This window comes from Marinimicrobium agarilyticum DSM 16975 (genome assembly GCF_000423345.1).
Taxonomy (GTDB): domain Bacteria; phylum Pseudomonadota; class Gammaproteobacteria; order Pseudomonadales; family Cellvibrionaceae; genus Marinimicrobium; species Marinimicrobium agarilyticum.
In genome coordinates this window covers 1-12,500 of record NZ_AUHU01000020.1, presented here as the reverse complement: position 1 = coordinate 12,500, position 12,500 = coordinate 1, and the positions used below count along the sequence as shown (strand labels likewise).

General features: G+C 57.3%; 7 protein-coding genes, 4 tRNA genes and 2 rRNA genes (1 of these 13 running past the window's edge). All 13 read left to right on the top strand.

Annotated elements, in window-relative coordinates:
- Positions 1-1,804 (top strand): 23S ribosomal RNA (locus tag G547_RS0115735); it begins 1,084 nt to the left of the window's first position.
- Positions 1,805-1,943: 139 nt separating this feature from the next.
- A 5S ribosomal RNA gene (gene rrf / locus G547_RS0115730) occupies positions 1,944-2,059 on the top strand.
- A 450-nt stretch (positions 2,060-2,509) separates the two neighbouring features.
- Positions 2,510-3,295: a 3-keto-disaccharide hydrolase gene (locus G547_RS0115725; protein WP_051235597.1), complete on the top strand. Its 786-nt coding sequence runs from the start codon at positions 2,510-2,512 to the stop codon at positions 3,293-3,295.
- A 201-nt stretch (positions 3,296-3,496) separates the two neighbouring features.
- Positions 3,497-6,814, top strand: coding sequence for a 3-keto-alpha-glucoside-1,2-lyase-like domain-containing protein (locus G547_RS0115720; protein ID WP_169449463.1), 3,318 nt, complete (start codon positions 3,497-3,499; stop codon positions 6,812-6,814).
- A gap of 93 nt (positions 6,815-6,907) precedes the next feature.
- Positions 6,908-8,023: an alanine racemase gene (gene alr, locus G547_RS0115715; protein WP_036189094.1), complete on the top strand. Its 1,116-nt coding sequence runs from the start codon at positions 6,908-6,910 to the stop codon at positions 8,021-8,023.
- Entirely contained in the window at positions 8,020-9,018 is a 999-nt protein-coding gene (gene birA / locus G547_RS0115710; RefSeq protein ID WP_027330670.1) for a bifunctional biotin--[acetyl-CoA-carboxylase] ligase/biotin operon repressor BirA, read from the top strand. Before alr ends, birA begins: the two co-directional genes overlap by 4 nt.
- Positions 9,015-9,770 carry a type III pantothenate kinase gene (locus tag G547_RS22810; RefSeq protein WP_051235595.1) on the top strand — a complete coding sequence of 252 codons (756 nt, stop codon included), beginning with the start codon at positions 9,015-9,017 and terminating at the stop codon, positions 9,768-9,770. Before birA ends, G547_RS22810 begins: the two co-directional genes overlap by 4 nt.
- A gap of 263 nt (positions 9,771-10,033) precedes the next feature.
- Positions 10,034-10,507 carry an SPOR domain-containing protein gene (locus G547_RS21780; protein WP_157209907.1) on the top strand — a complete coding sequence of 158 codons (474 nt, stop codon included), beginning with the start codon at positions 10,034-10,036 and terminating at the stop codon, positions 10,505-10,507.
- Between the two features lie 49 nt (positions 10,508-10,556).
- Positions 10,557-10,632 (top strand) — tRNA-Thr (locus tag G547_RS0115695).
- Positions 10,633-10,725: 93 nt separating this feature from the next.
- Positions 10,726-10,809: transfer RNA gene (locus G547_RS0115690), tRNA-Tyr, on the top strand.
- 89 nt (positions 10,810-10,898) lie between these two features.
- A tRNA-Gly gene (locus G547_RS0115685) sits at positions 10,899-10,972 on the top strand.
- Positions 10,973-11,052: 80 nt separating this feature from the next.
- A tRNA-Thr gene (locus G547_RS0115680) sits at positions 11,053-11,128 on the top strand.
- A 144-nt stretch (positions 11,129-11,272) separates the two neighbouring features.
- On the top strand, positions 11,273-12,499 hold the full coding sequence (gene tuf, locus G547_RS0115675) for an elongation factor Tu (protein WP_027330669.1): 1,227 nt from the start codon (positions 11,273-11,275) through the stop codon (positions 12,497-12,499).
- The last annotated feature ends 1 nt before the right edge of the window (position 12,500 follow it).

Sequence of the window (12,500 nt, the reverse complement as noted above, 5' to 3'; positions counted from 1 at the left end):
TAGCTCACTAGTCGAGTCGGCCTGCGCGGAAGATGTAACGGGGCTCAAACTGGTAACCGAAGCTGCGGATGCAACTTGTTGCATGGTAGGGGAGCGTTCTGTACGCCTGCGAAGGTGAGTCGAGAGGCTTGCTGGAGGTATCAGAAGTGCGAATGCTGACATGAGTAACGATAATGGGAGTGAAAAACTCCCACGCCGGAAGACCAAGGGTTCCTGTCCAACGCTAATCGGGACAGGGTTAGTCGGCCCCTAAGGTGAGGCCGAAAGGCGTAATCGATGGGAAACAGGTTAACATTCCTGTACTTCTCTTTACTGCGATGGAGGGACGGAGAAGGCTAGGCCAGCGCGGCGTTGGTTGTCCGCGTTTAAGGTTGTAGGCTGAGATCTTAGGTAAATCCGGGATCTTAAGGCCGAGAACTGACGACGAGCACCCTTTTTAGGGCGCGAAGTGGTTGATGCCATGCTTCCAAGAAAAGCTTCTAAGCTTCAGGTAAAGAGAAACCGTACTCGAAACCGACACAGGTGGTCAGGTAGAGAATACCAAGGCGCTTGAGAGAACTCGGGTGAAGGAACTAGGCAAAATGGTACCGTAACTTCGGGAGAAGGTACGCTGCCGACGGTGAAGGGCTTGCCCCGTAAGCTGTTGGCAGCCGAAGTGACCAGGTGGCTGCGACTGTTTATTAAAAACATAGTACTCTGCGAACACGTAAGTGGAAGTATAGGGTATGACGCCTGCCCGGTGCCGGAAGGTTAAATGATGGGGTTAGCTTCGGCGAAGCTCTTGATTGAAGCCCCGGTAAACGGCGGCCGTAACTATAACGGTCCTAAGGTAGCGAAATTCCTTGTCGGGTAAGTTCCGACCTGCACGAATGGCGTAACGATGGCCACGCTGTCTCCACCCGAGACTCAGTGAAATTGAAATCGCTGTTAAGATGCAGTGTACCCGCGGCTAGACGGAAAGACCCCGTGAACCTTTACTATAGCTTTACACTGAACTCTGAGCCTATTTGTGTAGGATAGGTGGGAGGCTTTGAAGCGCTAACGCCAGTTAGCGTGGAGCCACCCTTGAAATACCACCCTGGTATGTTTGGGGTTCTAACGCCGGTCCCTTATCGGGATCGCGGACAGTGTATGGTGGGTAGTTTGACTGGGGCGGTCTCCTCCCAAAGCGTAACGGAGGAGCACGAAGGTTGGCTAATCCTGGTCGGAAATCAGGAGGTTAGTGTAATGGCACAAGCCAGCTTAACTGCGAGACAGACACGTCGAGCAGGTACGAAAGTAGGTCATAGTGATCCGGTGGTTCTGTATGGAAGGGCCATCGCTCAACGGATAAAAGGTACTCCGGGGATAACAGGCTGATACCGCCCAAGAGTTCACATCGACGGCGGTGTTTGGCACCTCGATGTCGGCTCATCACATCCTGGGGCTGAAGCCGGTCCCAAGGGTATGGCTGTTCGCCATTTAAAGTGGTACGCGAGCTGGGTTTAGAACGTCGTGAGACAGTTCGGTCCCTATCTGCCGTGGGCGTTGGAGATTTGAGAAGAGTTGTTCCTAGTACGAGAGGACCGGAATGAACGAACCTCTGGTGTTCGGGTTGTCATGCCAATGGCATTGCCCGGTAGCTACGTTCGGACGGGATAACCGCTGAAAGCATCTAAGCGGGAAGCCTCCTTCAAGATGAGATCTCCCTGGAGCTTCGAGCTCCCTTAAGGGCCCTGGAAGACGACCAGGTTGATAGGCTGGGTGTGGAAGCGCCGCGAGGCGTTGAGCTAACCAGTACTAATTGCCCGTGAGGCTTGACCATATAACAGAGACGACTGCACAGCCGGACGTTTGTGTGAGGTAGACAATCGTTGCAATGTATAACTTACTGTTTCACCCCCTATTTGGGTCGATCAAGGTACGCCGAATGGCGATAAAACCTTCGAGCCCAAGCCAGTTTGCTTGACGATCATAGCGAGTTGGAACCACCTGATCCCATTCCGAACTCAGAAGTGAAACGACTTAGCGCCGATGGTAGTGTGGGGTCTCCCCATGTGAGAGTAGGTCATCGTCAAGCTCTTAAAGTGAAATACCCCGAATCAGCAATGGTTCGGGGTATTTTTTTATGGGGCCCGCACAAGTTCGAGGCGCTTGCCGATGCCCTGCGGTCATGGTGATGGGCCACATCCGTGTGGCCCACCCCCTGCGGGGCGCCCCTTCGGGCGTCGTCTTCGGCATCCTGCCTTCGACTCAAGCTCTTAAATTAAAACGCCCTGTAGTTAGCTCTGCAGGGCGTTTTTCTTGTGCGCAGAAAAATCCCCGTCCCCACCCCTTATCTCTTACTTCCCCTTAAAATTGCTACACTATGGCATTGGTCTGCCGGGTCGATTTAGTAGATAAAACTATTTTTATATGTTATAAATTCGACATCTGGCACCGTAAATTTCCATTGATGGCAAAGTATTCGGTTGAGTTCGCAGAACTCGCCATCAGGTTGTTCCAGTTAAATGATAAGAGAGCCAATAAGATGCAAAAACCCAATCTGACTTGTTCACTGTCCACCTTGATTCTTGGAAGTCTGTTGACCCTTGGCTGCCAGGCAGATACCACAGAGAGCCCAACTGGGAAAGCTCTCGAGCCCTGGCAGCAGGCTCAGAAGACTGAAGTCTGGGAGCCCGTTCCACGAAAGGTTGAAGCGCCTGCGGATGGTGCGCCTTCGGATGCCATCGTATTGTTTGATGGCACGGATTTGAGTGAATGGGAAGGCGAGAGTGGCGGCGAGCCGACCTGGATACTGGATGAAGGGGCGATGACCGTAGCGCGAAAAACGGGCGGCATTCGTACCAAGCGTGATTTCTGTGACATTCAGCTCCATCTGGAATGGCGTGCTCCGTCGGATATCGAGGGGATGGATGGCCAGAATCGTGGCAATAGTGGCGTGTTCCTACAGGGACGGTATGAGGTGCAGGTGCTGGACTCGTACAACAACAAAACCTACCCCAACGGCCAAGCGGCTTCCATCTACAAGCAGCATATTCCTCTGGTCAACGCTACTCGCCCGCCGGGTGACTGGCAGACCTATGACATTATTTATCAGGCGCCGGAGTTTGCGGAGTCCGGCGCTCTGCAGACACCTGCTTACGTCACGGTCCTTCACAACGGCGTACTGGTCCAGAACCATGTGGAAATTCAGGGAGCCACCGAGTGGATTGGCGAACCGAGCTACGATGAGGCTCACGGGTGTGCGCCGATCCACTTGCAGGATCATGATGCGGCAGTGAGCTTCCGCAATATTTGGGTGCGCGAGTTGTAACGTTTTTAGAGGTCAGCTCCCCCAAGCAGGGCACTTCGCCCCGGTTGTCGCACACACCGGGGCTTTTTGTCGCGCCGCGAGCACGACATATTATCAAACAAGGCAGTCGCCGCTTGATTGAGGTAAAACATGCGCAAAAAAATAATAGCTAGGTTCGGTCGATACGCCTTAGTGGCGTTGTCTGTGGCTGGTCTTTCGGCGATGTCTCATGCCCAAGCCCCCGCAACGTATTTTTCTGACGCTTCCGGCTGGCAATCGACCAGTAAAGTGGTCGTGGTATCCGACAGCGATTCGCTTGAAGTGGTGAGCGCGGAATCGCCGGAAAATACACTGCTTGTGTCGGTTGAACCCGATGCTGAGCCGCTTGTGACGAAGGAGTCCTTTGGCGATTCGGTGCTGAGTTTCGAGATTTTATTCTCTGAGGACGCGCGCGCTGGATTGTATCTTCAGGGGCGTTATGAAATCGTGCTGAGGCCATCCAAAGCAACTGACCAAGCCTTGACGGTTGACTCCATGGGTGCCTTGGCGCCGCGCTGGGATGAAAGCAGGGACCCTAAAGCGTATGCGGGCGTTATTCCCATGTCTCGTGCGGGCAAATCTGCCGGTGAATGGCAGACAGTGAGTGCTCGCTTCCGGGCGCCACGTTACAACGAGGCGGGGCAGAAAGTGGAGTCTGCGTTGCTTCTGGAAGTGCGGATCAACGGTGAGCTGGTCCAGCGCAATACGATTGCGACCGGCTTCACCCAAGGTGCCATCAACGCCTGGGAGACAACATCCGGCCCTCTCATGCTGCGTTTACATGGGGGGAGCGTCGCTATCCGCGATCTACAGTTGGCGCACGCCGACTTCGAAAACATCGCACTGCCGACAGAGTCCGGTGGTGATACGAATGAAGAATCTCTCCAGGATTTTGTCGATCTCGGAGAGAAGAGATTCAAATCCCTGGGGTGCACCTCCTGCCACGCGATCAATCAGGGCGAAGCTTCGGTTCGGGCCGGTCCGAACCTCTACGGCCTGTTTCAGCGGGAGCCCCGGGATCGAGTGGTGAAGCAGGGCGAGTCCGATACACGTTTCACGTTAAAGGCGGATCGGAGCTATCTACACAGCAGTGTCCGTATGCCTGATAGTGAGCTTGCGATTGGGGAGCAGGGCGCGAAGAAAGGTCAGGTTTTTCAGCCCATCATGCCCGCGTACTCCAAAGATACTCTGAGCGACAGCGAGCTGGATGCCATCGGCGCTTACCTCAAAACGTTGAACCCCCTGCAGAATCAGGGCCCGGTTGTGCATCTGGTGGAAGAGGGCGGGCCGGTTGCCTATGATCCTTTGACGGACGGTCTGCAAAAACTGGTATTGGATAACGTTGAGATCCAACGCGGTCCCATGCCCGACACCTCTGGGCGGGCGGTCCATGTCGGGCTGCCTAATGGTGTGAATTACAGTTTTGATCCACGGGTTCTTGGTGTGGTGAAGCTTTGGCAGGGCGGCTTCCTGGATATGTCTGGGGAGTTGACAAACCGCGGCGGTGCCGGCCTGAACATGGGGTACAACAGCCGCGAAATTGACTTCGGTGATGCGAAGGTACTCTTTGCTCCGCTTTTACCCAGTGGGGAAGTGGTCGACTTCTCCTTCAAAGAGGCCGTCTTTCAGGATTTTGAGACCATACGGGCCTCGCTTTACTCCGAGCAGGACCACCTCGAAAAGCTCGCGGCGATTGATGCCCGATTCGAGGGTTACACACTTAACTCCCAAAAAGCCCGGAGCGTTCCGGCCTTTCATTTCCGGGTCGGTTCGAATCAACTCCAGGTTGCGACAGACATTGGCACTGACGGCACGCTCACGATGACGGTCGATGGTGAGCTTGATGCTCCTCAGTCTTTTCAGTTGGCCACCGATGTACTCAATGCACTAAGGGTATCAGTGGGTAAAGTCGAGGACGGCATATGGACGCTTCCGAAGGCCACCACCATGCCGGCGACTCTGACTGCCCAGCTGGAGCTCTCTGAGAATCCCTGGCGGCCGCCGGAAACGGATTTTGGTTACGAAACACAGCCGCTCAAAGTTGTGCCATCGGAGGCGGCACTGCTAAACGGCTATACCATTGAGGATTACCTGCCGCCCAAGGATAACTATGGTCGGGATTTGTTGTTCGAGGCTTTGGGTATCGCGGTGGCGGAGGACGGTACCATCGTCGTGGCCACCCGCAATGCGGGCATATGGCGTATTGTCGATGGTCAGTGGCAATTGTTTGCCGAGGGTATGTTCGACAGCCTGGGCGTTGTGATCGAGGACAAGAAAGGTCTCGACTTGGTAGTGGGTCAGAAGGCCGAGCTTACCCGCGTGCGGGACACCAACGGGGATGGACGGGCGGATCGTTTTGAGACGTTGTTTGACGGTTTCGGCTACCATAGCAACTACCACACATACCTTCATGGTCCGGTCAAAGGCAAGGACGGCGCCTATTATTTTGGCCTCAACCTGGCTCACACCGATGAGGCGGTCTACAAGGCGGATGGCCTTTATATGGGAAGCCAGGGTGGTTTTAGCGGTTGGGCTTTTCGAGTCACAACAGATGGAGAGGCGACTCCCTGGGCGAGTGGCCTTCGAAGCGCCGCTGGATGGACTCGCGGGCCGGACGGAGAGATCTGGATAACCGAGAACCAGGGCGAATTTGTCGGCACCTCCAAGCTGTTCGTTTTGAAGAAGGATGCTTTCTACGGCCATCCGTCCAGCTTGGTAGACATGCCGGGCATGACCCCGGACTCTCCCGAAATTGAATGGGAAAACGTGTGGGAGGAGCGCGCGCAGGAGCGTCTGCTCATGCCCCAGAATCTCCTGGCCAACTCTCCCGGACACCCGGTGTGGGATCTTACCGAAGGGCAGTTTGGGCCTTTTGCCGGGCAAATGCTGATTGGGGATCAAACCCAGTCCAATCTGTTTCGGGTGGCGCTTGAGACCTTGCCAGACGGCACCATCCAGGGCGCGGCCATGCCCTTTGCCCGGGATTTGGCGTCGGGTGCAATGCGGCCGGTTTTTCTGCCGGACGGAAGCCTTCTGCTCGGCCAAACCGGTCGAGGCTGGCAGGCCAAGGGCGGCCATGTCGCCAGCTTGCAACGAATTGTTTGGACGGGAGAACGGGCGCCTTTGGCTATTGAGCGCATGGTCGCAACCGACTCTGGTTTCGAGGTGCACTTTACTCGACCGCTGCCTTCAATGGTGTCAGAGACCTCCTTGCAGGAGGCCTTATCGTTGTCCTCCTGGACCTATCGGGACGCCCCGGATTATGGTTCGGAGCGCCTGGCGGTGAGAGACGAGGCCGTTTCAGAAATGACGCTGGATGAGGCCCGACAAGTGCTCTATGTGACGTTGTCGACTACGGAGGTGCCAAAGGTACACCCGCAGCAAACCGCCCGGGTCTACCACTTGGTGATGGATTCAGAGGTACTTCAGCGGGATCACGCCACTGTGCCCATGAGCGCCTTTTATACGTTGCATCGCTTTCCCTCCGAAGCGTCACAGTAGCGCTGAAAGTGCACCAGGGACGGTGCCATCTGGATTTTCCTCTCCAGGTTTGCTTAGATGCGCTCCTCACCGACCGTATTGAGTGATGAGCTTATGAGCACCGCAACCGGCCTGCTGACCATCGATTTGGCGGCCGTTCGCGCCAATTGGCGCACTGTCTGTCAGCATCTCTCCGAGCGGCCCGCCGCCGTTCTCAAGGCTGATGCCTATGGTTTAGGCGCCGAGCCGGTCGGCAACAGCTTGTATCGGGCTGGCTGTCGTGAATTTTTTTTCGCCACCCTCGAGGAAGCCCTGGCTGCACGAAGCTATTTGCCCGAGGACACTCATCTGTACATCCTTGGCGGCGTGAGACCGGGTGAGGAGTCTGAGTGTCTCAATGCGGGGCTGGTACCCGTTCTATACAGCCTGGCCGCGATTGATCGTTGGGCGAAGGTGTGTCAGCAGGCCGATACAAAAGCACCCTCCGTCATCAAGGTTGATACAGGCATGACCCGCCTGGGGTTGAGCCTTTACGACTGGGAGCAGTTGAGGGCGGCTCCCGACCGCCTACGAGCCTGTCACCCCAGCGTTGTGATGAGCCATCTCGCCTGTGCCGACGAGTGGGGACATCCCATGAATCGAGAGCAGCAGCGACGTTTCGCGGTGATTGCGGTCCAGGCGCGAGCGCTGTTGCCGGGCGTACGGTGCAGTCTGGCCAATTCTTCCGGCATTTTTCTGGGGCGTGATTGGCATTTTGATATGGCCCGCCCCGGTGCATCCCTATACGGATTTGACCCTCATTTGGGAAGGGAGCCCAGGATGCATCCGGTCGTTCAACTGGCGCTGCCCGTACTGCAGTGGCGGGAGCTGCGAAGCGAGGCTGCCGTCGGCTACGGGGCGACGACCAAGGTGCCCGCCGGGCGGCAGTTGGCGATTGTGGCGGGTGGGTATGCGGACGGCTTGAATCGAACCATCGGGAGAGTGGGTGGCCAGGGGTACCTGGGAGAGACTCGGGTGCCGGTGGTCGGTCGTATTTCCATGGATACGACCATTTTTGACGTGACAGATGCCATGCTGACCTCACCGGCAGAATCCGCCTGGATCCAAGTGTTGGATCATCGCCTGACGGTGGCCGAGGTCTCCCATCGTATTGACGCTCTCGGTTATGAAGTACTCACTAGCCTGGCCGGGCGTTACCGTCGCGTTTATCGAGATGAGGTTGCCAAATGATTCGGGACGAGCAAAGCCTGAGCCGCCTGCTGGCTCGACTGGCCGATGGTGACTATCACTCCGGTGATGAGCTGGGCGAATGCCTGGGTGTCAGCCGTGCGGCCGTTTGGAAGCAGCTGCGTAAGCTCGATGATCTGGGGCTCGAACTGGAGTCGGTCCGGGGGAAGGGGTATCGCCTTGCTGGTGGTCTGGAAATGCTCGATCCGCAAAAGCTAAGAAGCGCCCTGAGTGCAGAAACGCTCTCGGTCGTTAGTGCGCTCGATATTCTCACCACCACCGACTCGACCAATAGCCGCGCTTTGGAGCGGGCGGCTGAGGGGCGGACGGGCTATGTCTGCCTGGCGGAGCACCAGAGCGCGGGTCGGGGGCGAAGGGGGCGCACCTGGGTTAGCCCCTTCGGACGCAACCTGTACCTCTCTCTTGGCTGGTCTTTCGAGGGGGGCGCATCGCAACTGGAGGGGCTGAGTCTGGCGGTGGGCGTGGCGCTTTGCCAGGTGCTGGAGCGCCACGGCCTGACGGGGTTGGCACTCAAGTGGCCCAATGATGTGCTTTGGCGCGGGAAGAAGCTGGCCGGCATATTGTTGGAAATGGCGGGTGATCCCGCGGGAGCTTGTCACGTCGTGGTCGGCGTAGGAATGAATCTGGCTATGCCCCCGGAAGCGGCCAAGCAAATTGAACAGCCTTGGGTGGATCTCGGTAGCGTTTGCGACCAGGAGTCTTGTCAGTGGCCAGAGCGAAACGCCTTGGCCGCTTCATTGATAGAGCGCTTGGTGTCATTGTTATCACACTATCATCGGACCGGTTTTTCCCATTGGCGCCAAGAGTGGCAGGGTCGGGACGCCTTCTCCGGTCGTCCGGTTCGGCTCAGCTCCGGCACAAGAGTGCTGGAGGGCATTGCCCGTGGTGTGGATGAAACCGGGGCCCTGCGGTTGGATGTCAATGGAGAGCTGGTGCGCTGTCACGGCGGCGAGCTGTCAATGAGAGCTGTGTCATGATTCTGGAAATTGACTGGGGAAATACCCGGTTTAAATGGCGCCTCAGAAACGAATCCGTTACTCTGGCCGCCGGAGCGGTTGACGCTTCCGATCGCGCTGTAATCCAGTCGGCGTTGATCCGCTGTACTCGACCGGCGGCCCTGTTTGTCGCCAGCGTTCGTCCCTCTGAAGACGAGCAATGGCTGAAAGACTGGACACTCAAGACGTGGCAGCTGGTGCCCTGCTTTGCGCTGGCCAAGCCCCAGCAAGGCGGTGTGCGGTGTGGGTATTCCGACCCTGCCAGCCTTGGACCGGATCGCTGGGTGGCGCTTCTGGCGGCATGGCACAAAATGGCGCGGCCCCTGATCCTGGTTCAGGCCGGCACCGCTCTGACGGTAGATCTCGTTGACGGCGCTGGTCAACACCTTGGAGGCTACATTGGCCCCGGTTGGCGGCTGATGCATCGCTCTCTATCTCGTGATACCGCCCGAGTTCGCGTTGCCACCGAGCCCTTTCCTGCCTCCGGTGTGTTGCCCGGGAGAAGTACGGCATCGGCGGTGAGCTCGGCCCTGGAGGCCATGGGGCTGGGCCTGATTCGTACCGCGCGGGAGCAGTTGGTCGATCAGTCGCCGGCCATTGTGCTGGCCGGCGGGGATGCCGAGCGGTTTCACCCTCACTTTCCTGAGGCCACGCTCTGGCCGGATATTGTTTTGGATGGGTTGTCATTGGCTTGCGCCGAGACCGGCGGAGGTAGCGCTCAACAGGGGCAATGACATGTGTTTAGAGTTTTTGGGGTAAAGGGGATATGCGCGCCATATTCGCAGTCTTGGTAATAGCAAACCTGTTACTGCTGTCTCTACGCTGGATTTCCCCGTCGCAGATGGAGGGGCCTGCGCAGAGTCGCGCCCCATCGTTTCAGGGGGCAGCCTCTCTGAGGCTTCTTAACGAAGCCGAAGGGGGTGCGCTCACGGCATCTGTCGGGCGGCAGAGTGGGCGGTCTTCGTCGCGGAGCCGCCCGTCCGAGGGAAGTCGGCCCTTGTGCGAGTGGTTGGGCCCATTTGCCTCACCTGCGGAGGCAGACGCGCTTCAGCAGCGACTTGGAGCGCTGGACGTCTCGGCGGATCGGCGGGCCCTCGAGGTTTCCGATGGTCTAGGCTACTGGGTGCACCTGCCTCCCGAGCTGTCCCAGCGGGCCGCCTTACAAAAGCTGCACGAACTCCAGGCCAAAGACATCGACAGCTACGTGATACCCCGGGGAGAGCTCGAAAACGGCATCTCGTTTGGAATGTTCAGTCGCGAACCGCTCGCCACCGCTCGTCGGGATGAGTTGGTGGCAATGGGATACGACGCCAACATCCATGAAATAGAGCGGACTCATCGCGAGATCTGGCTGGCAATGCCTGTGAGGGACGCCGAAGCCTTATCGGAAAGCCTTTGGGAGGAGTTGCTTGCCACTGCTCCCGAGCTGGGGCGCCGACAAAATTTCTGCTCAGGTGTTGCGTCTGAGTAAAAGTTTCTCTAGAATCCCGCCTCCACGTTGAGACGTGGTCAGGTGAAGTGCTGGCGTAGCTCAGTTGGTAGAGCAGCTGACTTGTAATCAGCCGGTCGGGGGTTCGACTCCTCTCGCCAGCTCCACTTAACCTGAGTTCTTGTCTGTAACTGTGTGAAAATATTGAATTTTCAGTTGACAGTCAGGGGCTTGAGCCGGACAATGCCGGCTGCTTTTTGGCAGGGGTTCCCGAGTGGCCAAAGGGATCAGACTGTAAATCTGACGCGCAAGCTTCGGAGGTTCGAATCCTCCCCCCTGCACCATATTTTAGCCTGCTTTCCCTGAGGGGTGGCTAAAAGCCTGGCAAGAGCAGGCAAAGCGTCAAGTGAGCCGCAGAATGCGGGCCCAAGCTGCGGGCATAGTTCAATGGTAGAACCTCAGCCTTCCAAGCTGATGATGCGGGTTCGATTCCCGCTGCCCGCTCCATCCGGTTGGTGGTGTTCAGGTTGCCCGAGGCGACTTGGTTTGTTTGGCTCGAAAGCTTTGCTGGGTCGAAAGGTTTAAAGGCTGATGTAGCTCAGTTGGTAGAGCACACCCTTGGTAAGGGTGAGGTCGGCAGTTCAAATCTGCTCATCAGCTCCATTTTTACTGCGGAGATGCTGTCTCTGCAGTTGAGTTTTGTCTGAGTATCCGTTGTCCTTGTGGCGCTTTGTCGCGTTGGCAGAGCCCTGAGTGCGCGGAATGGTTAATCCATCTGTATAGCTTGACTGTGAGGAGGCGCTCGCAATGGCGAAGGAAAAATTTGAACGCAAAAAGCCCCACATCAACGTGGGCACCATCGGTCACGTTGACCACGGTAAAACCACGCTGACCGCGGCGCTGACGCGCGTGTGCTTCGAAGCCTGGGGTAGTGGTTCAGCCATGGCCTTTGACGGTATCGACAATGCACCGGAAGAGCGTGAGCGTGGTATCACCATCGCGACTTCTCACGTTGAGTACGACTCACCGACCCGTCACTACGCCCACGTAGACTGCCCGGGCCACGCCGACTATGTGAAGAACATGATCACCGGTGCGGCACAGATGGATGGCGCGATTCTGGTATGTGGCGCGACTGACGGCCCGATGCCGCAGACTCGCGAGCACATCCTGCTGTCCCGTCAGGTCGGTGTTCCGTTCATTGTGGTCTTCCTGAACAAGGCAGACCTGTTGGCGGAAGACTGTGGTGGCGTAGGCACCGAGGAATACAACGAAATGCTGGAGCTGGTCGAGATGGAGCTGCGTGAGCTGCTGTCCGACTACGACTTCCCGGGCGACGACACGCCGATCATTGCCGGTTCTGCCTTGATGGCACTGAACGGTGAAGATGACAACGAGCTGGGCACCAGTGCGGTCAAGAAGCTGGTTGAGTGCCTGGATGAGTACATTCCGGAGCCCGAGCGTGCGATTGATCAGCCGTTCCTGATGCCGGTAGAAGATGTGTTCTCCATCTCTGGTCGCGGTACGGTTGTGACTGGTCGTGTCGAGCGCGGCATCGTGAAGGTGGGCGAAGAGCTGGAAATCGTTGGCCTGAAGGACACCACCAAGACCGTTTGTACCGGTGTTGAGATGTTCCGCAAGATGCTGGACGAAGGTCGTGCGGGTGAGAACGTCGGTGTTCTGCTGCGTGGTACCAAGCGTGACGAAGTTGAGCGTGGCCAGGTTCTGGCGAAGCCGGGTTCTGTTACCCCGCACGCGAAGTTCGAAGGCGAAGTGTACGTGCTGTCCAAAGACGAAGGTGGCCGTCACACGCCGTTCTTCAAGGGCTATCGTCCGCAGTTCTACTTCCGCACCACCGACGTGACAGGCGCTTGTGAGCTGCCTGAAGGCGTTGAGATGGTTATGCCGGGCGATAACGTGAAGATGAACGTGACTCTGATTCATCCGGTAGCGATGGAAGAAGGTCTGCGCTTCGCGGTTCGTGAAGGCGGTCGTACCGTAGGCGCTGGCGTGGTCTCCAAGATCATCGAGTAAG